The following is a 23,742-nucleotide window of genomic DNA, read 5'->3' as shown; positions in this document are numbered from 1 at the left end:
CCGGCGCCTACTGTGACCCGAAGAGGAACTCCTTGGCGTGCGCCACCGCCTTGCGGAAGGCGTCATTGCGCAGGGTCACCAGGTGCTCGGAGTCGCCGTCGGTCGGTTCAAGATACCCGGTATAGCCGGGCCGCAGGACCCAGATGTCTCCCGCCGGCGGCAGGTAGAACACGCCAAAGGACCGCTGCTGACTCTCGTCGGCCGTCCAGACCGGGACCACCGCCAGGGCAGCTCCCGTGGCCGGATTGATCCATTGCGCCCGCGGCAGCGGCTGTTCGTGCGCCTCGGGATCCAGGAAGGGTGCGGTTCCCGGGCCCCAGCGCTGTTCAAAGCGCTCATGGAATGCGGGAATGAGGTGTGAATCGTAGCGCCGCCAGTCGCTCATACAGCTTTGCGCCTCCTTGGATGATGGGGACTGCTTTTGATTGGTTCCCCGGTTCAGGGCCGGGGCCGAGTTCAGGCGCACTGCCCGGCATCAGGCCCACGGCCCGCTTTCCCACCGCACCGGGGTGATGCGGATGACAGGTCCGGGCCCGCGGCCGGGACTGCGGACTTTTCGGACCGGAACCACGGTGGGTGCCCCCGCAGCCAATCGCCTGTCGTAGTCCGCACGGCGCCCGGGATCACTGAGCACGTAAAACGCCTGCATGATTCCCAGGAGTTCGTCACGCTGCGCCGGGGCGCCGTCCGTTACCGGGTTTCCCGGTGGCCGTTCGTGCACGTCCTTGCGCCCGCCGCCCATGTCGGGATGGTGGCTGCGCATGAGGACCCGGTACGCATGGGAGATCTCCTGCCGGGTGGCTTCCCGGCCTACGCCCAGGACGGCGTAGTAGTCGGGGACATCCTTCATCCCAGCCTCCTGTTCCACCGGCGCCCCTGCCGGGATGGGCAGGGGCCCGCGGGAAGAACCTATGTATTGATCTCCTGCATCCCGCCCTGCTGGGTCTGGATCTCGATCTTGCGCGGCTTGGCCTGTTCGGCAACCGGAATCCGCAGGGTGAGGACACCTTGGTCGTAGCTGGCCTTGATCTTCTCGGTGTCCAGGGTGTCACCCAGGATCAACTGGCGGCTGAATACGCCGCGGGGACGTTCCGAGGCCACGAGCTCCACATTGGGCTGCGTGGGGTCCTGCCGCTCGGCCCGCACGGTCAGGACGTTCCGTTCAACGTTCAGGTCAAGCGAGTCCACCTTCACGCCGGGAAGGTCGAACGCCACGACGAATTCGCCGTCCTCCTGCCAGGCGTCCATGGGCATCGCGGCCGGACGCGCGGCGGTTCCGAAGACCTGCTGCGTGAGCCGGTCCAGCTCACGGAACGGGTCGGTACGCATCAACATCATTTCCCACTCCTTCAGCTTCCAAGGTGATGGATCTGCGTCTTCTGTCCATTGCCACCTAATCTATGGCAGTGAATATAGATTTTTTATAGCACTCGTGGAAAACTGAAGCAAGGCACCGGCCGGAACGAATTTTGGGAGTACAGATGGCAGATCCTGGGGCGGGGCGGCCCGCGCGTCCGCCCGGTTCGCGGGCCCTTTACGCCATTTCGGTGGCCGCGGAGCTCACGGGCACCGGGCAGCAGAACATCAGGCTTTACGAGACACGGGGGCTGTTGACGCCCTCCAGGACGGCCGGCGGTACCCGGCAGTACAGCGACGACGATATCGCCGTCCTGCAGCGGATCGGGGAACTCCTTGAGGAGGGGCTTAACCTGGCAGGCATTGCCAAGGTCCTGGAACTGGAGGCAGCGAATGTGGAACTGCGCCGGGCCCTGAAGCGGGCAAGGTCCCGGCCGCAGTGACGCGGCTCCGCGGGCGGCCTTAGTCCAGGCCGGATTCTTCCTTGGAGAGCTCCCCCGTTACCGGTTCGCCCGGAATCCTTGCCGTCCGCCAGGTATCCAGGGCGATGACTCCGCCCAGGATGAGCAGCGACAGCGAGAAGGATGCCAGGGTGTCGGTGGGCCAGTGGTAGCCCAGGTAGAGCCGGCTGACGATGGCAAGGATGATCCCGATCCCGGCCCCGATGAATCCGAACACCGCTGCCCGGGGGTTCCGGCGCCGGGAGAAGATCAGGTAGGCGCCCACCAGCAGGAAATCGCAGGCCCCCAGGACGTGCCCGGACGGGTAGGAGAAGGTCTGGTCCGCGCCGAACAGCATTTGGTCCACCGGCGGCCGCGAGCGCTGGACGATGTGCAGGATGATCTGGGAGACGATCACCCCTGCCAGCATCGCGGACGCCAGCAGGATGGGGCGCCAGGCATGCTTGGCTGCGAATCCCCAGATAAGGATCACCACCAGCACGATGATGGGCAGCGCGATGGGGCCGAAGAATATGGCCAGGAAGATCATGAAGGCGGTAAGTGCGGCTGAGCGGGTTGTGAGCAGCCAGTCATGCACCGGGTGGTCCGCGACGGTGAGGCCGTCCGCCTGCAGCACGCTGACCAGTGTGGCAATGAAGAGCGCCAGCCCCACGACGGCCAGGATGACCGATGCCCGGTAAAGTCGGCGCCGGTCGGCGGCATCGACGTAGCGTTCCTCCACGACGAACTTTTCATGGAAGGCGTGCCACCTGCCGGACTTAGCCCCCGCGGCTGCGGAACCTGCTGATTTCTGTGCCAATGTGCTGCCCGTCCCTGCGCCCTGGTGAGTGCACGCCGGATGGGCGTGCTGTGTGAATGCCTAGCCTGAAGATTATCCCCATGTAGGGCCGTTCGCTCCATCACCGGGCCGGAAGGACGGCCGGCGGCCACGGCGGCGGCCAGTAGGAGCCGGCAGTGGACCGGACAGGAGCCGGAAGCTCACGGCTTCCGGCTCCTTGGACGATCCCGTGCCAACCCCTGGCTGGCCTTCGGACCGTTTGCTGCGTACCTGGTCCTAGGCCTGGTCCTCCCCGGCGCCCGGGCCGCCTGCTGCGTGGTTCCGCCAGCTGTGCTCGGGCTCGTAGCCCAGCATCCGGCGCGCCTTGTCGATGGAAAGCATCGTTTCGTGCTCGCCCAGTTCCTTGGTGACCTTGACGCCGGGAAACACCTCGGCGGCGAGGCCCGCGCTGGAACGGCTCATCACGGTGTCGGCATTGGCGATGATGAAGGCCTCGAACCCCGGCTTGGCGTTCTCCAGCGCCCGGGCTACGGCCTGGGCGCCGTCCCGGCCGTCGATGTAGCCCCACAGGTTCCACTTCCGCAGCGTCGGGTCGGCATCGAAGGAGGGGAACTTTTCGTAGTCGGCTTCATCCATGACGTTGGAGAACCGCAGGCCCGTGATGCTCAGCTCCGGGTCCCACCGCGTCATTTCCACGGCCATCCGCTCCTCGAGGGTCTTCACCAGGGAGTACGTGCTTTCCGGACGCGGCGGGTATTCCTCATCCACGGGAATGTAGGGCGGGTCGATGTCGAACGGAAGCCCCAGCACGGTCTCGCTGGAGGCGTACACCACCTTCTTGATCCCGGCGCGCCGCGCGGCCTGGAAGACGTTGTAGGTGGACAGCATATTGTTCTCGAAGGTTGCTGCGTCCGGAAGGATGCCCGGGGCGGGAATCGCACCCAGGTGCACCACGGCGTCGAACCCCTCATGCCTGTCGTCCACCCCCAGCAGGGCGTCCACAACATGCCCGTAGTTGCGCAGGTCCACCACCAGGAGTTCGGGGCTGCGTTCACCTGCCCGGTCCAGGGTGAGGACCTGGTGGCCGTCGTCGGTGAGCCGGCGCACCACGTGCCGTCCCAGTTTTCCGGTTCCGCCTGTAACGGCAATTCTCATCAGTGTTTCCTTCTGTTGGAGTGCGTTCACCGTGCGGTGTTTCGGTCAGGACGGAGGGCGCGGGGCTGCAAGGAACTGTTCGACGGCGGCAATTGCCGCTGCGGTAATCCCGCCCGGATCGCCGCTGCCGTTGACGGACACCAGGATGCCCCGCCCCGCGTACACCGAGACTACTTCATGGGTCTGCCGGCGGTAGAGATCCAGCCTGCGCCGAAAAACGTCGATCGTGTCATCGGTGCGGCCCTGCTCCAGGGCACGCCGCTGCATCCGCTCCTCCAGTTCAGCGTCCGGCGCCGTCAGTTCGATGACAGCGTCCAGCACGTGGCCGTGGTCCGCGAGCATGCTATCCAGTTCCAATGCCTGCGGGGCGGTGCGTGGATAGCCGTCCAGCAGGAATCCTTTCCTCGCATCGCTTTCCAGGAGCCGGTCCTTCACCAGCGCGTTGGTGAGGTGGTCCGGGACGAAATGGCCGTCATCGAGGTACCGGGCGGCCTGGTTCCCCAAGTCCGTCTTCCGCCTGACGTTGCTCCTGAAGATGTCCCCGGTGGACACGGCCGGGACCTGGAAATGCCGCGCCAGGTGCTCGGCCTGCGTTCCCTTGCCGGAGCCCGGTGGGCCGATGATAAGGAGCCTGCTCATGTTCCTGTCCTTCCGCAGCGGGAGCACGGTCTATGGTCCAGTCGGAGGCAGCACCGGATCCCGCTTCATTGTGCCGGTTGGCCCCTGTCCGGCGCCAGCAACCGGTGTTACGGCTGGCGCGGGAATGGGATTCGCCCCACCGGGGAATGTATATACTCTGGTTATCGGTTTAGCAGCAGGCCGTTGGAAAGTTCGTCGATCCAGCGACCATCACCGGCTCCCCGCCCAACTGTGGGGCCGCCTATGTGTTGCAGGCTCGTTTTGACCTGAACGAATGGCACCAAGAAACCGTGGCCGGCGAGTCAACAGCAAAAACCGATACATCCATCACCGAACACCTGCATGAACTGGTCCTCAACAGCTCCGACGTTGAGGACTTCCTCAACGAACTGGCACAGGTGTCCGCACGTAACCTTTCCGAGCCCGGCGACGAGATGCTGTGCGCCATTACCCTGCTCCGGCAGCGGAAGACAGCGACGATAGCCAGCAGCAGCCCCGAGGCAAAGTCCATCGGACGGCTCGAGCACAGGTTCGCCGAGACTCCGAGCCTGACCGCATTCACGGCGCAGGAGACTGTCCACGCGCCGGACCTCGACGACGACGGGCGCTGGCCAGACTACTCCCCTGCCGTCCTGGCGAAGGGGGTCCGGTCGGTTGCCGCCCTTCCCTTCCGGCTCGAAGGTGAAACCAAGGCAGCACTGCTGCTGTACTCCCGCCGAGCCCATCGCTTCGGGGGCCGAGTACTGAAGTTCGCCGAGGATTTCGTCAGCCAAACATCCCTGGCGCTCCGCCTTGCAGTGCGCTTTGCGCATTACAGCGAGACGGCGGCGAACCTCCGCGCCACCCTTGAGTCCCGCACGGTAATCGACATGGCGGTGGGCATCATCATGGCCCAGAACCGGTGCAGCCAGGAGGACGCTTTCGCCATCCTGAAGACCGCGTCAAGCACCCGCAACACCAAGCTCCACGATGTGGCCGCGGCCGTGGTGAACGCCCTGGGCCAAGGGCCTGCGCGCACCCATTACGACGGCTAGGCCCCGCGGCCTGCTGCATCCCCGCCTGCCCAGTAGAATGGTGCCAACTTTTCGCCGGGGGGCTCAATTTGGAACAGCAGCGTGTTTGCCTTGTCGTAGAAGATGACGACGATATCCGGGGCCTGATCTCCGTGGTCCTTGCCCATGCGGGCTTCAAGGTCACCGCCGTGGCCACAGGCGCGGAGGGCATCGCCGCAGCGGCCGATCCCGCCATCGCCCTGGTCACCCTGGACCTTGGCCTTCCGGATATGGACGGGCACGTCGTGGCGCAAGCCATCGGAAACCTCACCACCGCGCCCCTGCTGTTCCTCACCGCCCGCTCCGAGGAGGACGACGTCCTTGCCGGCATGGCGTCCGGGGCCGCCGGCTACCTCACCAAACCCTTCCATCCGAAGGAACTGAAGGAGCTCGCCGGGCAGCTGTGCCCGGCGGCGGCCGCCTCAGGGGAGCCGCACCTACCCGGCAAATCGCACTGCTGAGCCCGCCGGCCGCGCGGCAGAACGCCTCGGCGGCGGAACGGCGCCCGACGGCGGCGCGTTGCCGCCGTCGGACGCGCGCCCTTCCTACTGCCGGTCGCCCAGGGGGAGCCGTGGATCCGTGTGCACCACGGCCGAAGGTATGACACTATATGCGCATGAATGCAGATAAGAATGCTTGCGCCTTGGGCACCGACAGCCAGTACGTGGAGCTGGCCGTGGAGGTGTTCGCCATGCTGGCCGATGCCACCAGGGTGCGCATAGTCCTTGCGCTCCGCGAGGGGGAGATGGCGGTGGGCGCCCTTGCGGACGTTGTGGGCAAATCTCCCGCCGCCGTATCCCAGCACCTGGCAAAAATGAGGCTGGCACGAATGGTGTCTACCCGCCAGGACGGAACCCGGGTGATGTACCGGCTGGAGAACGAACATGCCCGGCAGCTGGTGGCCGACGCGATTTTCCAGGCCGAGCATGCCCTCGGCGGGGAACCGGCCCACCACCGGATCGCCAACCACACCGCGCAACGGAGTGCCACATGAGCCGGCCGCACCAGGAGTCAACACACACCCACGGGCACGACCACGACCACGACCACGACCACGACCACGACCACGACCACCATCACCATTCCGGGTTCAAGGGCTGGCTGTTCGAACTGTTCGTGCCGCACACGCACGACGCCGCAGATTCCATTGACGACGCGATGGAAGCCAGCACCGAGGGCATCCGTGCGCTGAAGATCAGCATGTTCGTGCTGCTGGCCACCACCGTGCTGCAGTTCCTGGTGGTCCTGTTCAGCAGCTCGGTGGCCTTGCTGGCGGACACCATCCACAACTTCTCCGATGCCCTGACCGCGGTGCCCCTGTGGGTTGCCTTCATCCTCGGGCGCAGGGCCGCCAACCGCCGGTACACCTACGGCTACGGCCGGGCAGAGGACCTGGCCGGCCTGTTCATCGTGGCTGTGGTGGCGCTCTCCGCCGTCGTGGCTGGTTGGCAGTCGGTGGACCGGCTGATCCATCCCCAGCCGCTCCAGAACCTGGGCTGGGTCATGGCCGCGGGCCTTATCGGCTTTGCAGGAAACGAGGCCGTAGCCATTTACCGCATCCGGGTCGGCCGCAGGATCGGTTCCGCAGCGCTGGTGGCCGACGGCGTACACGCCCGGACCGACGGTTTCACCTCGTTGGCTGTGGTGATCGGCGCCGTCGGCGTCATGCTCGGTTTTCCGCTGGCGGATCCCATCGTTGGCTTGGTCATTTCAGCAGCCATCATGGTGCTGCTCTGGGGCACCGTCCGGAGCATCGGCCGGCGGCTCATGGATGGCATCGAACCAGACCTGGTTTCGCGCGCACTGCTGGCACTGGAGGAGACGCCGGGCGTCCTCGCGGTAGGAAACCTGCAGCTGCGGTGGTCCGGCCACCGCCTCCAGGGATCGGCACGGATCGAACTCGCTGACACGGAGTTGTCGCAGGCCGAAGAGATCCTTGACCGCGCCGGCCACCGGCTCCGGCACGCGCTGCCCAAGCTTGACCACATGCTCCTGGCTCCCACCACCCGGCGGTAGCAGGCACAAAACGCAGAAGTGGCCCTGCCAGACGGCGGGCCACTTCTGCGCTGATGGGATTTCCGGCCTAGGCCCGGGCAGGCTTTCCAGGCAGCGCCAGTTTGAAGACCTTGGCCCAGGACGAGCCCACCTGCTTCAGCAGCGGACCGGTGGTGTACTTCAGGCCGTAGCGCTGGCAGATCTCACGGACCCTCGGCGCCACCTCCGCGTACCGGTTGGAGGGCAGGTCCGGGAAGAGGTGGTGCTCAATCTGGTGCGAGAGGTTGCCCGTCATAAGGTGCATGAATTTCGAGCCTGAGATGTTGGCTGAGCCAATCATCTGCCGGACATACCAGTCACCGCGGGTTTCGCCGTCCACCATCTCTTCGGTGAAGGTGTCGGTTCCTTCCGGGAAGTGGCCGCAGAAGATGACCGCGTGGGCCCAGACATTGCGGATGGCGTTGGCAGTGATCGTGCCGAACAGCGCCTGCTTGGCGGATCCGGTCAGCATGGCGACGGCAGGAGTGGCCGCGTAGTCCTTGGTGAACTGGGTTACGACCTTCTTGCCCAGCGCCTTGAGGTCCTTGAGCAGGGCTTCCTTGGACTTGGTGCCTTCCTTGTACTCGGTCAGCTCGAGGTCGTAGATGGCGATGCCCCACTCGAAAACCGGCGCCAGGATGGCGTTGAACAACGGGTTGGCCAGATTGATGGGCTTCCACGGCTGGTTCTCGTCCATGCGCAGGAGGTTGTATCCGACGTCGTTGTCCTTGCCCACCACGTTGGTCCACCGGTGGTGCAGGTCGTTGTGGGTGTGCTGCCAGGACCGCGAGGGGGTGACGAAGTCCCATTCCCAGGTGGTGGAGTGGATGTCCGGGTCCCGCATCCAGTCCCACTGGCCGTGCAGGATGTTGTGGCCCAGCTCCATGTTTTCCAGGATCTTGGCCAGGCTGAGCAGGGTGGTCCCCGCGACCCACGCGGCTTTGTTCTTGCTGACCAGGAGGGCGGCGCGGCCGGAAATCTCCAGGCCACGCTGGATCTTGATCATCCGGCGGATGTAGGCGGCGTCCTCCGCCCCGCGCTTGCCCAGGATCTCGTCCCGGATGGCGTCGAGCTCACGGCCCAGCTCCGCTACCTGCTCATCGCTGAGGTGCGCGGCTGCGGGGGGCCGGACGGCGGGGCTGCCGGATTCGGCAAGCTTCCCGGGCCGGGTTCTCGAGCTTCCCGCGGGGGTGACCTTGCTTGGTGTGATTACAGACATTCCGTGGTGCTCCTCAGATTTCGAGGTTGACGGGTCCGGCGGCTGCCGAGACACACGTTTGGATGAGTTGGCCTGGTTCCCCGTGGATTTCCCCGGTCCGCAGGTCGCGGACCTGCCCCGCCAGGAGTGGTGTGAGGCAGCTGTGGCAGATGCCCATCCGGCAGCCGCTGGGCATCAGCACCCCGGCGTCCTCGCCGATGTCCAGGATGGGGGTGTCGCCGTCGGCTTCCACCTCCCGGTCGGATGCTTCGAAGGTGACCAGGCCGCCGTCGTGCCCTACGCCGGCGTTGAAGGTGGTGTTGAAGCGTTCGATCATGAGGTTGCCGGCGTCTCCGGCAACGGCGACGTCGGTTCCGGGTGCCCTGGTGGTCAGGGCGGCGCGCTTCCAGAGGGCCTCGGCGTCGTCCAGGAAGCTGTCCGGGCCGCAGGCGTAGGCCGCCCGTTCCTTCCAGTCGGGGCAGATCTCGTCCAACTCTTTGGTGCTGGAGAAGTCCATGCGGCCCTGTTCACCGGTGTACCAGTGCGCCAGGCGGAAGTTGGGGAACTGGTCCGCGAGCTCGGCCAGCTCTTCACGGAACAGGCTGTCACCCGGGGTGCGTGCGGAGTGGACCAGCACGACGTCGGCATCCGGACGCCGCGGCACAAGGGTACGGATCATGGACATCACCGGAGTGATGCCACTGCCGGCGGTGACCATGAGAAGGGGGCGGGGGTGCTCCGGAAGGACGAAGTCGCCCTGCGGCGGAGCCAGGAACAGGACATCGCCGGGCTTGGTGGTGCGCACCAGCGTGCCGGACACTGCGCCGACGTCGGTGACGGTGATGGCAGGATCCTTGCCTGCGGGAGCGCTAAGGGAGTAGGAACGCCAGTGCCGCACGCCGTCGAGCTCGACGCCGATGCGGGCCCACTGCCCCGCCAGGTGCGCCTTCCACCCGCGGCCGGGGCGGAAAAAGATGGTTGCCGACTGCGCGGTTTCCTGCACCACGCGGGTGACCACGCCCCGAAGCTGGCGAGCCGAGTAGACAGGGTTGAACAGGGCCAGAATGTCTTCCGGCGCCAAGGGGGTGGTAAGCACTGAGGCCGCCTGGGCCAGCTGACGTAGCCGGATCATACGGTTAAGCCTAGAGCGGTGTGAGCCATATTTCTCTCTCTCCGTCATATGACCGTTCCGCAGTCACACGCTAGTTATCGGCGCGAAGCCCCCACGTCGCCCTATAAGAGTAACGGTTAGGTATCAAGGAAGGTTCCCGCCGTCCTTTCGGCTCCCTCCCAGGGCGCCGCCGCGCCGCATTCCCGGCTGGCATGATGGCTTCGTGGGTATCCCTGGCGAGTCTGTCAATGTTTTCAAGACCATCATGCTGTTCGTGCTGGCCGCCGCCGCGGAAATAGGTGGGGCATGGCTGGTGTGGCAGGCCGTGCGCGAAGGCAAGGACTGGTGGTGGGCCGGGCTTGGCGTGATCGCGCTGGGAGCTTACGGTTTCGTGGCCACGCTCCAGCCAGATGCCCATTTCGGCCGGATCCTTGCGGCCTACGGCGGCGTGTTCGTGGCCGGTTCCCTGGCCTGGGGCATGGCCTTTGACGGCTTCCGCCCGGACCGGTGGGACATCACCGGGTCCCTGGTGTGCCTCCTGGGGGTTGCCGTGATCATGTTTGCTCCCCGCAGCGGCGGATAGCAGGAGCGCGTGGGCAGCGGCGGTGGCTAAGATCTACCCACGACGAAAGGCGGGCCCTGTGGACCGGGTGGACTACTGCGTTATCGGCGGCGGAATCATAGGCCTGGCAACCGCCTACCAGCTGCTGCAGAAGCAACCGGGAGCTTCGCTGGTCCTGCTGGAGGCCGCGGAGTCCCTGGCATCACACCAGACCGGACACAACAGCGGCGTCATCCACTCCGGGATCTACTACGCCCCGGACAGCCTCAAGGCACGGTTCAGCAAGGCGGGGTCGCAGCAGACCAAGGAGTTCTGCCGGGAACACGGCATCAGGTACGCCGAGCCGGGCAAACTGCTGGTGGCAACGTCCGCGGTGGAATTAGACAGGCTGGACCGCCTGGAAGAACGCGCGGCCGTCCATGGGCTGCCCTGCGAGCGCATTGGCCAAGACGAACTCAACCGGCGCGAGCCCAACGTTTCGGGCCTGGGCGCCCTGTTCATTCCCAGCACCGGAATCGTGGACTACCGGGACTTGGCGCGGAAACTGGCTGACCTCATCTCCGCTGCCGGCGGCCGGGTCATCACCGGAGCCAGGGTGGACTCCATCGTGGAGCATTCAGACCGGGTGGACGTTGGCACAGCCCGGGCCCTCTATTCCTGCCGCCGCCTGGTGGCCTGTGCGGGCCTGCAGTCGGACCGCCTGGCGGAAATGGCCGGAATGAACATCGACGTGCAGATCATTCCCTTCCGCGGAGAGTATTTTGAGTTGCCGGACGCCAAGTCGGATTACGTTACGCACCTCATCTACCCGGTACCGGACCCGGACCTGCCTTTCCTGGGGGTACATCTCACCCCCACCATCCACGGCAGCATCACGGTGGGACCCAACGCGGTGCTGGGCCTGGCCCGGGAGGGCTATCCCAAATTCTCGGTGGACCTCAGGGATGTGGGCCGCTACGTGCGCTTTCCGGGGCTGTGGCGTGTGGCCCGGTCCAATGCAGCCACCGCGGTGCGCGAGGTCCGCAACTCGCTGTTCAAGGGAAGCTACCTGCAGGAATGCCGCAAATACGCTCCGGGCCTGGCCAAAGCGGACCTGCTGCCGTACGAGGCAGGCATCCGTGCACAGGCTGTACGCCGGGATGGAACGCTCCTCCACGACTTCCTGCTGGCGGAGACAGAGCGGATGATCCACGTCCTGAACGCCCCTTCGCCCGCCGCAACAGCCGCCCTGCCCATTGGGGATCACCTTGCCGGCAAAGCCGTGCTCCGCCATATTTCCTGACCGGCAGCCCCGCACCCGCCGCGGCTAAACTGGCCCGGTGATCAACAGCGAGCAGCCCCCCAGGCCCACCGTCCCGCCATCGCGCGGAAGGATGGCCGAACGGCTGCTCCCCGGCGGCGAGGAACCGGACCCGCGCTTCACGCTGGCGAACGAACGCACCTTCCTTGCCTGGATCCGGACGTCGCTGGCGCTGCTAGCAGGGGGCATCGCCATCGAGGCATTCACCTCCGGCCTCTTCATCGAACCTGTCCGGAAAGGCCTGGCCATCCTGTTGCTGCTGCTGGGCATGATGCTCAGCGGTGGCGCCGCCCTTCGGTGGCTTCGGGTGGAACGGAGCATGCGCAATAAGGCGCCGCTGCCGCTGCCGCTTTTTGTGCCCCTGTTGGCGGGTGCAGGCGCGCTGGCCGCCGCCGTCGTACTGGTTTTCATCCTCTGGCGCTGACCTGTGGCTGCACACGCACCCAGCCCCCACGGCGATCCCGGCCTCCAGCCCGAGCGGACCGCCCTCGCATGGGGGCGGACGATGCTGGCGCTGGCTACGGCGAGCGCTTTCTTCCTGCGCTGGCTCCCCACCTACGGCGCGCCCATCCTGGTACTGCCGGTGATTTCGGGCGGCGCTGCCCTTGCCATCTACCTCACCCAGCGCCGCCGTTACCGGGCCAGGTCCCACGGCCTGGCAGGCGAAAGCATCGAGGCCGACCTGCCCGCCGTCCTTTGGACTGCCTTTGCGGGCGTCGCCCTGGGGTGCCTGGGAATAGTGGTGGTCCTGGTCAGCTAGAACATCGGCAGGACGAAGCCGGCCAGCAGCGCCACGGCGCCGATTGCCGTCAGGCAGCGGCCCAGGACCGAGGCCGTCCTGCCGGCCTCTTCCGGCCTGGTGGTCTGCCACTGCGTCGGGCGCTTGGGGTGGTAATAGATGGGCAGGGTGTCCCCCGCGGCCATGTCCCTGATGTCGTAAGGGGACATTGGGGCGTGGTGCACCTGGTGCTTCCGGTCGATCCAGCGGAAGCCCACACCGGTGGAATCCGAGTACACCACGCCCTCGGCAACATCCCAGGGGTGCACGAAGCGGCGGAGGAATCCGGTGTAGAAGAGCAGCCCCAACCCTGCGGGCAGACACAACCAGGTGAGCACTTCCAGGATGGGACCTGCCATATCGAGCGCAGTGGGCATGAAGTTGATGGTACAGCTCAGGGGCTGGCTCCTTCAGCACCGGGTACGTACGCTGAAGGGGACCGGACCGGAGTTAGGGGTAGCCATGAATGATCAGGATATTTTGTCGCACATCCAGGCCCTGGTGGAGGAGGAGCACTCGCTGCGCGAAGGCTCGGGTGACGGGCAGGCGCCGGACCAGGCACGGCTCAAGTATGTGGAAGAAAGCCTGGACCAGTGCTGGGACCTGCTGCGCCAACGGCGGGCCAAGAAGGATTCGGGCGAGAACCCGAACGACGCCGAGGCCCGCCCGATCAGCGAAGTGGAGGGTTACAGGCAGTAATGCGGATTGCAGTAGCGCAGATCATCAGCGGCGCCGACCCCACGGCCAACCTGGAACTCGTTTGGGAGTATGCCGCCCAGGCCAAGAACGCCGGCGCCCAACTGGTGGTCTTTCCCGAGGCGACCATGCGCGCCTTTGGCCATTCCCTGAAAGACATTGCCGAGCCCATGGACGGGCCGTGGGCCGGCGAGGTCCGCAGGATGGCTGCCGAGCTGGACCTGGCGATCGTGGCCGGCATGTTCACGCCGGGGAAAGACGGCCGGGTCCGTAACACCCTCCTGGTCACTGGGCCCGGGCTGGAGGCGGCGTACGACAAGGTCCACCTTTTTGACGCTTTTGGCTTCACGGAGTCCAGGACAGTGGACGCCGGGGAAGCCCCGGTGACGTTCGAGCTCGATGGGACCGTGTTTGGTCTGGCCACCTGCTACGACGTCCGCTTTCCAGGGCTGTTCACGGCAAACGCCAATGCAGGCGCCCAGGTGAATATCGTGTGCGCCTCGTGGGGCGCCGGTGAAGGCAAGGCGGAGCAGTGGGACCTGCTGGTGCGCGCCCGGGCTCTGGACAGCACCACATTTGTGGTTGCGTGCGGACAGGGCGATCCCCAAACGGTGGGTGCCGGCCCGGCGGGCACAGCACCCACGGGCATCGGGCACAGCGCGGTGATCACACCCCTGGGGAAGCCTGTGGTTGCCCTGGGCGGGAAACCTGAACTCGCCGTCGTCGACATCGACCCGTCAACCGTGGAGGACGTCCGGGCCACACTGCCGGTCCTCGCCAACGCCCGCACGTTCTGACGGGGTGAGGTGCCGTTCACGGCTCCGAAACAGCCGGCACAGGGGCGGACGACGGCGGAGCTCACCTGCCGCAGGCCCCTCCAGCCTGCGGTTGCAGGGAACGGGCCGGGTTACGGGATGTCGCAGCAGCCGCCGGAGGAGAGGCCGTTTACACGCCCGAAACATAGCTGATACGTGAACTTCACGCACGGGCAATTTGTGTAACGTGGCCGCAACTTTAGGCGGCATTGATTGAAACACACGCCGCGAAAAATGGATCCCGGGGGAAATGCCGCGGGGCCACACGGGTCCCGCACCACGTTCACATCGCGAAGGGACCCACCGGTGGAAATCACTGCCCAACACGTCTGGCTGATGATTTCGGCCGCAATGGTCCTCCTGATGACCCCCGGGCTTGGCCTCTTCTACGGCGGCATGACCCGCGCCAAGGCTGCCCTGAACATGATCATGATGAGCTTCATCTCGGCGGGGATTGTCGGCGTGGTCTGGGTCCTCTGGGGCTACTCCATGACCACCGGGAACGGCATCCTGGGACTGTTCGGCAACCCCTTTACCAGCTTTGGCCTGCAGGACCTGATGGGTTCACCGGACCTCCTCAAAGCCGGCTACAGCGCTACCTTCGCCATTGTCACCGTCGCCCTGATCAGTGGCGCCATCGCCGACCGTGCCAAGTTCAGCGCCTGGGTCCTGTTCGTGCCCGTATGGATCACCCTTATCTACTGCCCCCTCGCCTACATGATCTGGGGTGGCGGACTGATGAGCGCTGGCGGGGCCGTCACGGAAATCTTCGGCCAGGTCATTGATTTCGCCGGCGGCGCCGTGGTGGAAATCAGTTCGGGAACTGCAGCCCTGGTGCTCGCCGTTATTGTTGGCCAGCGCCACGGATTCGCGAAGGACCCCAACCACCGCCCCCATAACCTGCCTTTCATCATGCTCGGCGCCGCAATCCTGTGGTTTGGCTGGTTCGGCTTCAACGGCGGAGCTGCCACCAGCGTGGAACAGGCCGGCCTCATCTGGATCAACACCCTGGTGGCTCCTGCCGCGGCCATGCTGAGCTGGCTGGTCACCGAAAAGATCCGCCACGGACACCCGACCTCCCTGGGTGCAGCCTCCGGCGTGGTCGCCGGGCTGGTGGCCATCACCCCGTCCTGCGCCAACATCAGCCCGGTGGCCGCCATCGGCCTGGGCCTGGTGGCGGGAGCCGCCTGCTGCGTGTTCGTGGACCTCAAGTACCGGTTTGGCCTTGATGACTCCCTGGACGTGGTGGGCGTCCACCTGGGCGCAGGCCTTATCGGCACCCTTTCGCTGGGGTTCATCGCCCTCCCGGTGAACGGCCAGGGCGGCGGTCTCTTCTACGGCGGCGGTGTCCAGCAGCTCATCGCCCAGGTGGCCGCGGTAGTCATCACGCTCCTGCTGTCCGGCGCAGGAACCGCGGTCATCGGCCGGGTGATCCACAAGACTGTTGGCTTCCGTGTCAGCCACGAGGCTGAGACCGCCGGCGTGGACCTGGCTGAGCACGCCGAGACGGCCTACGCCTTCGGCGAGATCGGAGCGGGCTTCAATCCCCTGCGCCACGCCGCGGCCCACATTCCAACGGCCCCGGCTCCCGCTGAACGGCACGCCAAGGAAGACTCCTTCGCGTAAGTCCTGCCCTAGTCCGCAAGGATCTTGTAGAGCGCGCGGCGCAGTTCGTCCATCTTTTCCATCGCGGCGGCCCGCTGCTCCTCGCTCACCCCGGTGCGGAACTGATGGATGGCGCCCATGAGCTTGGCAATGCTCTGGTGGAAGTCCCTGTCGGCACTGTCCGGTTCAGCGTTCCAGGCGTTCTCCATCTCCTCAGCGTGTTCGGCGACGTAGGCCTTCCCGGCGTCCGTCAGCGCAAACTCTGTTCCCCGGCCCTCGCCCACGGCCTCGATCAGCCCCTCGTCCACCAACTGCTGGAGCGTGGGATAGATGGATCCCGGGCTGGGCCGCCACATTCCGCCGGTCTTTGCGGCGATGGTCTTGATCAGTCCGTAACCATTGGACGGGGCCTCCGCCAGCAGCGACAGGATGGCTGAGCGGACGTCACCCCGGCTGGCACGCCGGCCGCCCCGTCCGAAACCCGGGCCAAAGCCCGGCCCAAACCCAGCTCCGAATCCGGGGCCAAAACCAGGCCCGAAGCCGGGACCCCGGTGCCCGTGCGGCCCCCTGTGGCCCCTCCCCCGCTCGAAGCGTCCCTTGCCGAATTCCGGGCCGGGATTCTTGTCATCAAATATGCCTTTCATGGTGGCATCGCCCTTTCATTTTTCATGTGCTCGCTGCGTCTTCAGCGATAGTTAACGATATGTCGGTAACTATCGCTAGATCAAGGGTTCAGCGTGACCAAATCCTGACCCTCCACCCCCTGTTTCACCTCTTTGCAGGGGCGTATTCTGATCCCACCTTCGAGGACGAGGGCCGAGGAATGGTGAAGAAGCGGAAGCGCAGGCGCGGCTTTGGCTTAGCCCTGGGAAGGCTCCTGGGTTTCCTTGCTGCGAGTGTTATGTGCGGAGTGCTGGCGGCCAGCCTGGTGGTTCCTGCCGTGGCAGCCGCTGGGATGGGCGTCAGTTCCTCCATTGGTTTCTTCGAAAGCCTGCCCACGGAGCTGACCGTCCAGCCGCCGTCGCAGGCCACCAGAGTCCTCACCTCCGACGGGCAGGCTATTGCCACTTTCTACGCGGAAAACCGCGTCAGGGTTCCACTGGACCAGATGTCCCCCTTCATCAAGGACGGCATCATTGCCATCGAGGACAGCCGGTTTTACACCCACGCCGGCGTGGATCCGCAGGGCATCCTGCGCGCACTGGTGTCCAACCTGACCAAGGGCGGCGAGCAGGGTGCGTCCACCATCACGCAGCAGTACGTCACCAACGTCCTGAACGAGGCGCAGCTCTCGCAGGACCGGCCGGACGCGGTGGTGCTGAACGGGCAGAAGGACTTCGGTGACAAGCTGCGTGAAATGAAGCTCGCCATCGCGCTGGAGAAGAAGTACACCAAGGACCAGATCCTTGAGGGCTATCTCAACATCGTGTTTTTCAGCAGCAACGCCTACGGGATAGAAGCCGCGGCGCGCTACTTCTTCAGCACCACCGCGAAGGACCTCACCCTGCCCCAGGCCGCGTTGCTGGCCGGGCTGGTCAACAGCCCCACCCTGTACAACCCGGCCACCAATCCGGACAAGTCGATCGTGCGCCGGAACCAGGTCCTGTCCGAGATGCTCCGCTTGCGAAGGATCACGCAGGCCCAGTACGACGCGGCAGTGGCCACCCCTATCGAGCTGAAGATCACGCCGCAACAGCAGGGCTGCGCCAATGCCGCAATGGCGCCCTACTTCTGCGACTACATCTCCCACCTGATCCTGAACAATCCTGCCTATGGCGCCACCGAAGTGGAGCGCGAGCGCAGGCTGTACCGCGGCGGCCTCACTATCGTCACCACCCTGGACAGCAGGCTCCAGGCGGCCGCCCAGGTCCAGGTGGACGGTACAGCGGGTGCAAATCCAGACCGGTGGGCAGCCTCGCTCCTGACCCTGCAGCCAGGCAGCGGCAAGATCCTGGCCATGGCCCAGAACACGGTATTCCTCCCCCAGGCTGGCAAGTTTGATACCAACCTGAACTTCAACGTGGACGCCAGGGACGCGCAGGGCAATGACCTGAATGGCGCCGGCGGGTTCCAGCCGGGCTCCACCATGAAGCCCTTTACCTTCGCGGAGTGGTTGAACGAGGGCAAGCCGCTAACCGCGGAAGTAGACGCCTCACGCCGGGTCTATCCCCTGGGGTTCCCGTGGAAGGACAGCTGCGGGAAGGTGCTGGGCGCGTACAGCACGGCGCAGGCCAACCCGGCCCTTGGCGCTGCCGATGACCTGCAGAACGCCGAGGACGGCTTCTACCGGCCGATGCCCGTCAACTACGGCCTGTACAACTCCATCAACACCGCTACCTTCGCCTCGGCAGCCCAGCTCGACTTTTGCGGCATCCAGAAGATGGTGGACTCCGTGGGCCTGCACAGTGGTTTGGACAGCACCCCGGTCAACATGCATCAGCTGGGCAACCTGCTGGGCGGCACGGGCGTGGCTCCGCTTACCCTGGCAAACGCCTTCGCCACCTTCGCCACGGAGGGCCGCTACTGCGCGCCGATCGCCCTGGCCGAGGTGACCGATGCGGCAGGGGCGAAGCTGCCCGCCCAGGTCCCCGACTGCCACGACGCCGTCAAGCCCGACGTGGCCCGGGGCGTCAATTCAGTGCTCCAGGACGTCCTGAAGAAGGGGTCCGGTGTCTGGATCAACCCGAAAGTACAGGACACGGTGCCCACCGCCGCCAAGACTGGAACCTCCAACAACAACGGTTCCACGTGGGTGGTGGGTTACACCACCGGCCTTGTCACGGCTTCCTTCTTCGGCGATGCACTGGAAGGCCAAAAACGGGCCGGGCAGAACGTGACCATCAACGGAACCTTCTATCCCCGCCTCGACGGGTACATGATTGCCGGGCCGCAGTGGGCCAACTACATGCTCAAGGTGGCGCCGCTGTATCCCGCAACCCCGTTCGCGCCACCGCCCGCTTCGATGATCGGCCCTAACCCCAACTACAGGCCGTAGGCACTTGGCGCATCCATGGTGGATCTGGATGCCGCCTAACCCGTCCCCTTCCACAGCCGCTTCCACCACGGGCGTTCCGGCTCCGGCGCGGCCGGCGCCTCGTCCACCTGCACAGCACGCCGGCTGCGCCAACGCTCCACTTCCCCATCCACGTCACGGGTCTTGGTGATCACCGGTGGGCCGCCCTGCAACTGGCGGCGGGCATCAACGACCCTCCGGTTGAAATCCGCCACGACATCGCGGACCTGCTGCTCGGTGTATTGGGCGTCCAGTTTCGCGTCGAGCTCGGCGTCCTCAGCGCGGAGGAGGATGGCCGCCGGCCCCAGGCCGCTGATGTTCTCCCGCTGGATCAGCCCCTTCACCCACCAGTCGGGATCGTACGACTCGCCCAGGCCGGGAATTGGTTTGCCCGCATACTTCAGGTTGTCGAACTTGCCCTGCGCCATGGCGTCGCGGACCAGGTATTCCGCGCGGGCGGCATCGCTGACTTTCCTGCGCTTCTCCCGCTCCTGCGCGTCGAGGGCATCCAGCGCGGCTTCCTCCTCGGCGCTGATGCCGGCGCCACGGTATGACCGCACCTCGGCCGCACGCTCCAGGCGCTTGCGGAATTCCCCTGCGCCGCCGCTCATCGCTGCCACCGCCTTCCCTCGCCGGGTCCCAACCTCCAGTATTCAGCGGCGGGCCTGGGCGTTCAACGCCCAGGGTTGGCGGACGACGACGGAACGTCCCGCCGTCGTCCGCCCACCTGGCGCCGTGGCAAAGGAAGTGGCTGTTGCGCTGTCAGGCGTTGGCGTGCTCGGCAAGGAGTCCGTCGATCTGGCCGACCGCTGCCTTGAGGCCCTCCTCCATGCCCATCTTGATCATCTCTTCCAGCTGTTCTTCAGACTCGAAGGCGGACAGCATGGTCATCCGGGTGCGCTCCCCCACCGGTTCCAGCGTCACTGTGGCATGGCTGACGCCATGGTCACCGGTGGGGTTGCCGTCGCTGTCCGCGAAACCGTCGTTGAATTCAAGCTGGCGCGGCGATTCGATGCTGGTGAATTCCCACCAGCCGTGGAACTTCTCCCCATCCGGGCTTGTCATGTAGTAGCTGGCGCGGCCGCCCGGAACGAAGTCGTGCTTGTAGAAGGTAGCCGGATACGTGGGCGGACCCCACCAGCGCTCCAGCTGCCGCGGGTCCTCAAAGAGCTGCCAGACGCGTTGCATGCCGGCGTCGAACTCGGCAACGAGGGTGAGGCTCAGGGCCTCGGGGTTTTTATCCGTACTGATGACTGTCATGGCCTTGCCTTCCTAACCTTCAGTGAGAATGTCTGCCATCCGGGCGGCGCGCTGCCGCCAGATTTGTTCATATTCGTCGAGCAGCCGCCGGGCTTTCAGCAGACCTTCATGATTACCCCGCACGATCTGTTCCCTTCCGCGCTTTTCCTTGGTGACAAGGGAGGCGCGCTCCAATACCGCCACATGTTTCTGTACGGCGGCGAAACTCATGGCGTAGAGGGCGGCGAGACCGGAAACTGAAAACTCCTCGACGGTCACCCTGCGGACAATGTCGCGGCGGGTGGAATCGGCGAACGCCTGGAAGAGGCGGTCCAGTTCGGCCTCACGAAGCTGATGTACAACCATTTGGTTGTACATTATCCCTTTAGGTAGACCGGGTCAATGGCTTTTTCCGTCGTCCCCGCCAGGCAAGTTCTGGCCGGTATCTTGAAGCTCATGAGCATCTTCCTTGCCGGGGCGGGCCCTGATCCACTGGGCTTTCCGGATGTCTTTGACCAGTTTGCGGATGCAGTCCGCCGGCATGCGGCACCCGGCCGGGCTGTCCGGATTGCCGTGGCCGTACACCACCGGGGAGGAAGCCCGGAGGAACTCATTGAGACCTGCTCGGCGCCCCTCCAAGCCAGGCTTGACTGTGGGATCGTGGCCATCCCGCTGCGCGGGGACAAGCCGGCGGATCCTGCCGCATTCGATGGCGTGGATGGCGTGGTGGTGGGCGGCGGATTGACGCCGGCCTATTGGGAAGGCCTGCTCCCCGCGGCCGCCGCCATTCTCCGCCTGGTGGCCGCCGGCCGCCCCTACCTGGGGTTTTCCGCCGGGGCCATGGTGGCGCCGAACCGTGCACTGATCGGCGGCCACCGTATCAACGGGGTGGACGTGTGCGGGGAGGAATGCTCGGAAGGCCTGGAGGCAGTGGAGATCCGGCAGGGCCTGGGACTGGTCCCGTTCGCGGTGGATGTCCACGCGGCGCAAGCGGGAACGGTAAGCCGCGCAGTGGGGGCCGTAGCGGCCGGCCAGGTGGATTGGGCGGTCGCCATTGATGAGAACACGGCAGTGGTGCTGGAACCGGCAGGCGCCAATCGATACAGGGTTATCGGCAGCGGCAACGCCTGGGATATCCGCAACGCAAGGGGCGGCACTGTCGTCTCGATCCGCGCCGGCGCCTGACGGGGCCTGGACAGTTTGTGGTCCAGGCGCAGGCTAGGAGTCGAAGTGCGTCTGGACACTGCCTCCGGAGAGCTGTTCAATCAATTCCTTGGCCACGTCCCTCAGCTTCTTGTTGCGGTTGCTGGAGACCCGGGTGAGGATCTCCATCGCGTCTTCCTGCGAACAACGGTTTTGCGCCATGATGACGCCGCAGGCCAGGTTGATGGCGGTCCTGCTTTCCAGGGCGGCTTCCAGGTCATCAGCCCTGTTCTGCGCCGTGCTGATGCGGACCGAAAGGTGCAAGGTGTTGTGGGCAGCGGCGGCGAAGCCCACCGCTTTGTCATAAACCTCCGCCGTGAACACTCCCGGCCTCGTGGCGAAAAAGTTCAGTGCGGCACTGGCCTCGCCGCTGATCTCCAAAGGAACACCCAGGGTGCTGTGCACGCCCCGCCCCACCAGCTCCTGGTTGTACGTGGTCCACCGGCCGTCCTGCCCGACGTCGTCAATCAGCACGGGCGCCATCTCGCGCAGCGCCTTGATGCAGGGACCGTCCCCCAGCGCCTGCTCGATAAGGTCCAGTTCCAGCGCCCTGGCACTGCTGCCCGCAGCAGTGGTGGGGCGCCGGCGGAGCTTCATGGTCACCGCGCACTCAATGTCGTCACCGGCTGCCTTGGAGACAGCCGCTGCCGCCAGTCCCGAGAGTCCGGAAAGGAACTCAACGGCATTCTCGGCCCCCACCAGGACCTCTTGGAGGTGCTCGACTGTCACACTGTTGGCAGGATTCAGCATGGGGTTCATCTTACGGTTACCGGCCCCTGCGCGGCAGCGGAGGGCCCGGGCAGTCCAGCGGAGGCAGAACGGGACAACGACGGCGGCAGCGAACCCGGGACGACGACGGCGGACCCGTTAGGGGCCAAGCTCCGGGCCGAAGGAGCCGCTGTATCAGATCCATCACCAAGGGCGTAGTGTCAAAGGTAGGAGATTTCGGGATGGTGTCACTATCCGGAAGTTGAATAAACGGGCCCACCGTGCGAAGAGCGGCGGCCGCCAGCCAGGACAGGCAATGACTGGCGCAACTATGGATCGAGGCCCGATGGCCGGGAAAAACGCTCTGGCCGCCGCAGACGAATACCAGGACCTGCTGCGGGAATGCCCCGGAATCCCTGGGTTCCTCCTCGCGCTGGGCACCAGCTCTGCTTCGCGGCTCCGTACGGATGCCAGCACCCTGGACAGCGGGGAATTGTCCGCACCGCCGGTTGGACCGCGCGGATGAACGCCGACTGGACCGGCGGCCCCGACAAACTGCTGGAGGCCGACCGGCAGCGGAAGGACGTGGCCCGGCGGTTCCGCAACACCCAGGTCCCGATGATAAAACTGTGGACTTACTACTACGGCCTTGGCGGCGACGCCGACGAGATGTCGCTTGACGCCTACCTCAACGAAGCGCTCCATCTTCCAGCTGCCCAGGTGGGCCTGATTGCGACGGCCATGAGGGAATTGTCCGAGGACGAGGATTAATGACCCCCGGCGAAGGGCAGCCGTTCCAGGAACCCGACGGGCAGCCCCTGGAAGATGTGAAACAGTCCCTGCAGCAGCTGGTGCTGGAAAGCCCGGACATCAAGGGTTTCCTCACCGAACTGGCAATCCTGGCCAGTTCGCGGCTGTCCACCGCGGGCAACTCCATCCACAGCGGCGTCACCGTAATGAGGCACAAAAGACCCAAGGCCGTAGCAGCAAGCGATGCTGCGGCAAAGGCCCTTGACGAACTGCAGAACGGATTTGGCCAGGGCCCCTGCCTTACGGCGCTCGGGCAGGGAACCACCCTCCTGGTGCCGGAGCTTGCCGCCGAAACCCGCTGGGGACCCTACGCCCGGGCCGCAGCCCGGCACGGCGTCTCCTCCATCCTCGCCGTCCCGCTGGATCTTGCGGGCGACGCGGAGGCGGTATTGAATCTCTACTCGGGCAGGAGCAACGGGTTTTCCGCCGAGGACATCGCCACCGTTGAGGCGTTCGCAGCCCAGGCCGCCAGTTCGCTGAGGCTGATCCTGCGGATATCCCAGCTCAGCGGAGCCAGGGATGACCTGGCCGCCGCCATGCACTCACGCACCGTGATCGACATGGCCGTGGGGGCGGTCATGGCCCAGAACCGGTGCGACCGGGAGACGGCCTTCAGCATTCTTACCCGCGCGTCGAACACCCGCAACATCAAGCTCCGCGAGGTTGCAGGAACCGTCATCACCTCGATTTCGGGCGAGCAGAAGATCACTGCCTACTTTGACGAGTAGCTGTGCTGTGCATCACACGTGATGAGATTCACTCGCAATAAATGCGCGATTTGGTTGAGTCGGTTGAGCAGCCACGGGCACTATGGATAGGCAGGGCCGGACCATCCGCCCTTGACATCCTGGTGACGCAAAGAGGCCCACCGGTGAGCGCAGGCCACCGACCCTCCGAGCGCGGACAGGCCACTGCCGGACGCTGCGCCGGCTTGACACAGGAAAGTACTGAACAATGACGTTTAACACTGCCGAATCCGTGACGCTGAAGATCTGGGACCGGGCTTCCCTCCACGAGACCCTCGACTCCGCGGTCTCCGACCTCTCCGCGCGCCACAACACCACCACCTGCCGCATCGCCGTCACCTGCAGCGGACCCAACACCTTCACGCTGAGCGTGCGCGGGAACGAGCCGGCACTGGCCCTCTAAGCGGCCCACCACCAAAGGGGCGTGGACGACGGCGGGACTTACCCGGCGTCGTCCGCGCCCCTTTTTCGTCCAGTCAATCG

32 protein-coding genes are annotated in these 23,742 nt (G+C 65.5%); 18 read left to right on the top strand and 14 right to left on the bottom strand.

Going from position 1 to position 23,742, the window contains the following annotated elements; translation table 11 throughout:
* Positions 1-7: 7 nt before the first annotated feature.
* From NIBR502771_RS08225 to NIBR502771_RS08215, 3 genes are all read right to left on the bottom strand, one after another.
* Positions 8-385 (bottom strand): hypothetical protein, encoded by a 378-nt coding sequence (locus tag NIBR502771_RS08225; RefSeq protein ID WP_141159322.1) that lies wholly within the window; start codon positions 383-385, stop codon positions 8-10.
* A gap of 90 nt (positions 386-475) precedes the next feature.
* Complete coding sequence (locus tag NIBR502771_RS08220) at positions 476-850, bottom strand: J domain-containing protein (protein ID WP_141159321.1); 375 nt, start codon at positions 848-850, stop codon at positions 476-478.
* Between the two features lie 59 nt (positions 851-909).
* A complete protein-coding gene (locus NIBR502771_RS08215; RefSeq protein WP_141161466.1) occupies positions 910-1,335 on the bottom strand; it encodes an Hsp20/alpha crystallin family protein in 426 nt (141 codons plus the stop codon).
* Positions 1,336-1,481: 146 nt separating this feature from the next.
* Here NIBR502771_RS08215 and NIBR502771_RS08210 point away from each other — a divergent pair, with 146 nt between their 5' ends.
* Positions 1,482-1,799 (top strand): MerR family transcriptional regulator, encoded by a 318-nt coding sequence (locus NIBR502771_RS08210; protein ID WP_141159320.1) that lies wholly within the window; start codon positions 1,482-1,484, stop codon positions 1,797-1,799.
* Between the two features lie 19 nt (positions 1,800-1,818).
* Here the strand turns inward: NIBR502771_RS08210 and NIBR502771_RS08205 are convergent, their stop codons facing one another.
* From NIBR502771_RS08205 to NIBR502771_RS08195, 3 genes are all read right to left on the bottom strand, one after another.
* Entirely contained in the window at positions 1,819-2,616 is a 798-nt protein-coding gene (locus tag NIBR502771_RS08205; RefSeq protein WP_141159319.1) for a phosphatase PAP2 family protein, read from the bottom strand.
* A gap of 255 nt (positions 2,617-2,871) precedes the next feature.
* On the bottom strand, positions 2,872-3,750 hold the full coding sequence (locus NIBR502771_RS08200; protein ID WP_141159318.1) for an NAD(P)-dependent oxidoreductase: 879 nt from the start codon (positions 3,748-3,750) through the stop codon (positions 2,872-2,874).
* A 45-nt stretch (positions 3,751-3,795) separates the two neighbouring features.
* Positions 3,796-4,389: an adenylate kinase gene (locus tag NIBR502771_RS08195; RefSeq protein WP_141159317.1), complete on the bottom strand. Its 594-nt coding sequence runs from the start codon at positions 4,387-4,389 to the stop codon at positions 3,796-3,798.
* Between the two features lie 290 nt (positions 4,390-4,679).
* On the opposite strand from NIBR502771_RS08195, the gene NIBR502771_RS08190 reads away from it, so the two are divergent.
* From NIBR502771_RS08190 to NIBR502771_RS08175, 4 genes are all read left to right on the top strand, one after another.
* Complete coding sequence (locus NIBR502771_RS08190) at positions 4,680-5,423, top strand: GAF and ANTAR domain-containing protein (protein WP_141159316.1); 744 nt, start codon at positions 4,680-4,682, stop codon at positions 5,421-5,423.
* 68 nt (positions 5,424-5,491) lie between these two features.
* Positions 5,492-5,902, top strand: a complete 411-nt coding sequence (locus NIBR502771_RS08185) for a response regulator transcription factor (RefSeq protein WP_141159315.1) — start codon at positions 5,492-5,494, stop codon at positions 5,900-5,902.
* A gap of 155 nt (positions 5,903-6,057) precedes the next feature.
* The gene (locus NIBR502771_RS08180; RefSeq protein WP_141159314.1) at positions 6,058-6,435 is read left to right on the top strand and encodes a metalloregulator ArsR/SmtB family transcription factor; all 378 of its coding nucleotides are present in this window, start codon (positions 6,058-6,060) and stop codon (positions 6,433-6,435) included.
* A complete protein-coding gene (locus NIBR502771_RS08175) occupies positions 6,432-7,457 on the top strand; it encodes a cation diffusion facilitator family transporter (RefSeq protein ID WP_141159313.1) in 1,026 nt (341 codons plus the stop codon). Before NIBR502771_RS08180 ends, NIBR502771_RS08175 begins: the two co-directional genes overlap by 4 nt.
* Before the next feature lie 67 nt (positions 7,458-7,524).
* Here the strand turns inward: NIBR502771_RS08175 and NIBR502771_RS08170 are convergent, their stop codons facing one another.
* Positions 7,525-8,694, bottom strand: a complete 1,170-nt coding sequence (locus tag NIBR502771_RS08170) for an acyl-CoA desaturase (protein WP_141159312.1) — start codon at positions 8,692-8,694, stop codon at positions 7,525-7,527.
* A gap of 13 nt (positions 8,695-8,707) precedes the next feature.
* Positions 8,708-9,805: a ferredoxin reductase gene (locus NIBR502771_RS08165; protein ID WP_141159311.1), complete on the bottom strand. Its 1,098-nt coding sequence runs from the start codon at positions 9,803-9,805 to the stop codon at positions 8,708-8,710.
* Between the two features lie 244 nt (positions 9,806-10,049).
* Between NIBR502771_RS08165 and NIBR502771_RS08160 the strand changes: the two genes are divergently transcribed.
* From NIBR502771_RS08160 to NIBR502771_RS08145, 4 genes are all read left to right on the top strand, one after another.
* A complete protein-coding gene (locus tag NIBR502771_RS08160; RefSeq protein WP_246839889.1) occupies positions 10,050-10,367 on the top strand; it encodes a YnfA family protein in 318 nt (105 codons plus the stop codon).
* A 58-nt stretch (positions 10,368-10,425) separates the two neighbouring features.
* Positions 10,426-11,628, top strand: coding sequence for an L-2-hydroxyglutarate oxidase (lhgO, locus tag NIBR502771_RS08155; protein WP_141161465.1), 1,203 nt, complete (start codon positions 10,426-10,428; stop codon positions 11,626-11,628).
* 91 nt (positions 11,629-11,719) lie between these two features.
* Entirely contained in the window at positions 11,720-12,070 is a 351-nt protein-coding gene (locus tag NIBR502771_RS08150; RefSeq protein ID WP_141161464.1) for a YidH family protein, read from the top strand.
* A gap of 3 nt (positions 12,071-12,073) precedes the next feature.
* Positions 12,074-12,406 carry a DUF202 domain-containing protein gene (locus NIBR502771_RS08145; RefSeq protein WP_141159309.1) on the top strand — a complete coding sequence of 111 codons (333 nt, stop codon included), beginning with the start codon at positions 12,074-12,076 and terminating at the stop codon, positions 12,404-12,406.
* Here the strand turns inward: NIBR502771_RS08145 and NIBR502771_RS08140 are convergent.
* Positions 12,403-12,801 (bottom strand): hypothetical protein, encoded by a 399-nt coding sequence (locus NIBR502771_RS08140; RefSeq protein WP_141159308.1) that lies wholly within the window; start codon positions 12,799-12,801, stop codon positions 12,403-12,405. The genes NIBR502771_RS08145 and NIBR502771_RS08140 overlap by 4 nt on opposite strands.
* An 85-nt stretch (positions 12,802-12,886) precedes the next feature.
* On the opposite strand from NIBR502771_RS08140, the gene NIBR502771_RS08135 reads away from it, so the two are divergent.
* The 3 genes from NIBR502771_RS08135 (at position 12,887) to NIBR502771_RS08125 (ending at position 15,561) form a co-directional block, all read left to right on the top strand.
* A complete protein-coding gene (locus tag NIBR502771_RS08135; protein ID WP_141159307.1) occupies positions 12,887-13,123 on the top strand; it encodes a DUF2630 family protein in 237 nt (78 codons plus the stop codon).
* Positions 13,123-13,917: a carbon-nitrogen hydrolase family protein gene (locus NIBR502771_RS08130; RefSeq protein WP_141159306.1), complete on the top strand. Its 795-nt coding sequence runs from the start codon at positions 13,123-13,125 to the stop codon at positions 13,915-13,917. Before NIBR502771_RS08135 ends, NIBR502771_RS08130 begins: the two co-directional genes overlap by 1 nt.
* Before the next feature lie 324 nt (positions 13,918-14,241).
* The gene (locus NIBR502771_RS08125) at positions 14,242-15,561 is read left to right on the top strand and encodes an ammonium transporter (protein WP_141159305.1); all 1,320 of its coding nucleotides are present in this window, start codon (positions 14,242-14,244) and stop codon (positions 15,559-15,561) included.
* An 8-nt stretch (positions 15,562-15,569) separates the two neighbouring features.
* Here the strand turns inward: NIBR502771_RS08125 and NIBR502771_RS08120 are convergent, their stop codons facing one another.
* Entirely contained in the window at positions 15,570-16,184 is a 615-nt protein-coding gene (locus NIBR502771_RS08120; RefSeq protein ID WP_141159304.1) for a PadR family transcriptional regulator, read from the bottom strand.
* A gap of 179 nt (positions 16,185-16,363) precedes the next feature.
* On the opposite strand from NIBR502771_RS08120, the gene NIBR502771_RS08115 reads away from it, so the two are divergent.
* Positions 16,364-18,535 carry a transglycosylase domain-containing protein gene (locus NIBR502771_RS08115; RefSeq protein ID WP_141159303.1) on the top strand — a complete coding sequence of 724 codons (2,172 nt, stop codon included), beginning with the start codon at positions 16,364-16,366 and terminating at the stop codon, positions 18,533-18,535.
* 35 nt (positions 18,536-18,570) lie between these two features.
* On the opposite strand, the gene NIBR502771_RS08110 is transcribed toward NIBR502771_RS08115, so the two are convergent.
* The 3 genes from NIBR502771_RS08110 to NIBR502771_RS08100 all read right to left on the bottom strand — a co-directional run bounded on the left by NIBR502771_RS08110 (position 18,571) and on the right by NIBR502771_RS08100 (position 20,158).
* Positions 18,571-19,164 carry a DUF1992 domain-containing protein gene (locus tag NIBR502771_RS08110; protein ID WP_141159302.1) on the bottom strand — a complete coding sequence of 198 codons (594 nt, stop codon included), beginning with the start codon at positions 19,162-19,164 and terminating at the stop codon, positions 18,571-18,573.
* A 151-nt stretch (positions 19,165-19,315) separates the two neighbouring features.
* The gene (locus NIBR502771_RS08105; RefSeq protein WP_141159301.1) at positions 19,316-19,813 is read right to left on the bottom strand and encodes an SRPBCC domain-containing protein; all 498 of its coding nucleotides are present in this window, start codon (positions 19,811-19,813) and stop codon (positions 19,316-19,318) included.
* Between the two features lie 12 nt (positions 19,814-19,825).
* Positions 19,826-20,158, bottom strand: a complete 333-nt coding sequence (locus NIBR502771_RS08100; RefSeq protein ID WP_141161463.1) for a metalloregulator ArsR/SmtB family transcription factor — start codon at positions 20,156-20,158, stop codon at positions 19,826-19,828.
* A gap of 90 nt (positions 20,159-20,248) precedes the next feature.
* Between NIBR502771_RS08100 and NIBR502771_RS08095 the strand changes: the two genes are divergently transcribed.
* Positions 20,249-20,977, top strand: a complete 729-nt coding sequence (locus NIBR502771_RS08095; protein WP_141159300.1) for a Type 1 glutamine amidotransferase-like domain-containing protein — start codon at positions 20,249-20,251, stop codon at positions 20,975-20,977.
* A gap of 33 nt (positions 20,978-21,010) precedes the next feature.
* Here NIBR502771_RS08095 and NIBR502771_RS08090 read toward each other — a convergent pair whose 3' ends face one another.
* Positions 21,011-21,745, bottom strand: a complete 735-nt coding sequence (locus NIBR502771_RS08090) for a GAF and ANTAR domain-containing protein (protein ID WP_141159299.1) — start codon at positions 21,743-21,745, stop codon at positions 21,011-21,013.
* Between the two features lie 274 nt (positions 21,746-22,019).
* On the opposite strand from NIBR502771_RS08090, the gene NIBR502771_RS08085 reads away from it, so the two are divergent.
* From NIBR502771_RS08085 to NIBR502771_RS08070, 4 genes are all read left to right on the top strand, one after another.
* A complete protein-coding gene (locus tag NIBR502771_RS08085; protein ID WP_141159298.1) occupies positions 22,020-22,229 on the top strand; it encodes a hypothetical protein in 210 nt (69 codons plus the stop codon).
* The gene (locus tag NIBR502771_RS08080; RefSeq protein ID WP_141159297.1) at positions 22,226-22,474 is read left to right on the top strand and encodes a hypothetical protein; all 249 of its coding nucleotides are present in this window, start codon (positions 22,226-22,228) and stop codon (positions 22,472-22,474) included. Before NIBR502771_RS08085 ends, NIBR502771_RS08080 begins: the two co-directional genes overlap by 4 nt.
* The gene (locus tag NIBR502771_RS08075; RefSeq protein ID WP_141159296.1) at positions 22,474-23,241 is read left to right on the top strand and encodes a GAF and ANTAR domain-containing protein; all 768 of its coding nucleotides are present in this window, start codon (positions 22,474-22,476) and stop codon (positions 23,239-23,241) included. Before NIBR502771_RS08080 ends, NIBR502771_RS08075 begins: the two co-directional genes overlap by 1 nt.
* Before the next feature lie 226 nt (positions 23,242-23,467).
* Positions 23,468-23,662 (top strand): hypothetical protein, encoded by a 195-nt coding sequence (locus NIBR502771_RS08070; protein WP_141159295.1) that lies wholly within the window; start codon positions 23,468-23,470, stop codon positions 23,660-23,662.
* The last annotated feature ends 80 nt before the right edge of the window (positions 23,663-23,742 follow it).

This window comes from Pseudarthrobacter sp. NIBRBAC000502771 (assembly GCF_006517215.1).
GTDB lineage: Bacteria > Actinomycetota > Actinomycetes > Actinomycetales > Micrococcaceae > Arthrobacter > Arthrobacter niigatensis.
This window is presented reverse-complemented; position numbering and strand designations above follow the sequence as displayed.

Coding starts and splice junctions, on each gene's coding strand:
- NIBR502771_RS08225 (WP_141159322.1), bottom strand. CDS start 385: ATGAGCGACTGGCGGCGCTACGATTCACACCTCATTCCCGCATTCCAT.
- NIBR502771_RS08220 (WP_141159321.1), bottom strand. CDS start 850: ATGAAGGATGTCCCCGACTACTACGCCGTCCTGGGCGTAGGCCGGGAA.
- NIBR502771_RS08215 (WP_141161466.1), bottom strand. CDS start 1,335: ATGTTGATGCGTACCGACCCGTTCCGTGAGCTGGACCGGCTCACGCAG.
- NIBR502771_RS08210 (WP_141159320.1), top strand. CDS start 1,482: ATGGCAGATCCTGGGGCGGGGCGGCCCGCGCGTCCGCCCGGTTCGCGG.
- NIBR502771_RS08200 (WP_141159318.1), bottom strand. CDS start 3,750: ATGAGAATTGCCGTTACAGGCGGAACCGGAAAACTGGGACGGCACGTG.
- NIBR502771_RS08195 (WP_141159317.1), bottom strand. CDS start 4,389: ATGAGCAGGCTCCTTATCATCGGCCCACCGGGCTCCGGCAAGGGAACG.
- NIBR502771_RS08180 (WP_141159314.1), top strand. CDS start 6,058: ATGAATGCAGATAAGAATGCTTGCGCCTTGGGCACCGACAGCCAGTAC.
- NIBR502771_RS08175 (WP_141159313.1), top strand. CDS start 6,432: ATGAGCCGGCCGCACCAGGAGTCAACACACACCCACGGGCACGACCAC.
- NIBR502771_RS08170 (WP_141159312.1), bottom strand. CDS start 8,694: ATGTCTGTAATCACACCAAGCAAGGTCACCCCCGCGGGAAGCTCGAGA.
- NIBR502771_RS08165 (WP_141159311.1), bottom strand. CDS start 9,805: ATGATCCGGCTACGTCAGCTGGCCCAGGCGGCCTCAGTGCTTACCACC.
- NIBR502771_RS08160 (WP_246839889.1), top strand. CDS start 10,050: ATGCTGTTCGTGCTGGCCGCCGCCGCGGAAATAGGTGGGGCATGGCTG.
- NIBR502771_RS08150 (WP_141161464.1), top strand. CDS start 11,720: ATGGCCGAACGGCTGCTCCCCGGCGGCGAGGAACCGGACCCGCGCTTC.
- NIBR502771_RS08140 (WP_141159308.1), bottom strand. CDS start 12,801: ATGCCCACTGCGCTCGATATGGCAGGTCCCATCCTGGAAGTGCTCACC.
- NIBR502771_RS08135 (WP_141159307.1), top strand. CDS start 12,887: ATGAATGATCAGGATATTTTGTCGCACATCCAGGCCCTGGTGGAGGAG.
- NIBR502771_RS08130 (WP_141159306.1), top strand. CDS start 13,123: ATGCGGATTGCAGTAGCGCAGATCATCAGCGGCGCCGACCCCACGGCC.
- NIBR502771_RS08120 (WP_141159304.1), bottom strand. CDS start 16,184: ATGAAAGGCATATTTGATGACAAGAATCCCGGCCCGGAATTCGGCAAG.
- NIBR502771_RS08115 (WP_141159303.1), top strand. CDS start 16,364: ATGGTGAAGAAGCGGAAGCGCAGGCGCGGCTTTGGCTTAGCCCTGGGA.
- NIBR502771_RS08110 (WP_141159302.1), bottom strand. CDS start 19,164: ATGAGCGGCGGCGCAGGGGAATTCCGCAAGCGCCTGGAGCGTGCGGCC.
- NIBR502771_RS08105 (WP_141159301.1), bottom strand. CDS start 19,813: ATGACAGTCATCAGTACGGATAAAAACCCCGAGGCCCTGAGCCTCACC.
- NIBR502771_RS08100 (WP_141161463.1), bottom strand. CDS start 20,158: ATGGTTGTACATCAGCTTCGTGAGGCCGAACTGGACCGCCTCTTCCAG.
- NIBR502771_RS08095 (WP_141159300.1), top strand. CDS start 20,249: ATGAGCATCTTCCTTGCCGGGGCGGGCCCTGATCCACTGGGCTTTCCG.
- NIBR502771_RS08090 (WP_141159299.1), bottom strand. CDS start 21,745: ATGCTGAATCCTGCCAACAGTGTGACAGTCGAGCACCTCCAAGAGGTC.
- NIBR502771_RS08085 (WP_141159298.1), top strand. CDS start 22,020: ATGACTGGCGCAACTATGGATCGAGGCCCGATGGCCGGGAAAAACGCT.
- NIBR502771_RS08080 (WP_141159297.1), top strand. CDS start 22,226: ATGAACGCCGACTGGACCGGCGGCCCCGACAAACTGCTGGAGGCCGAC.
- NIBR502771_RS08075 (WP_141159296.1), top strand. CDS start 22,474: ATGACCCCCGGCGAAGGGCAGCCGTTCCAGGAACCCGACGGGCAGCCC.
- NIBR502771_RS08070 (WP_141159295.1), top strand. CDS start 23,468: ATGACGTTTAACACTGCCGAATCCGTGACGCTGAAGATCTGGGACCGG.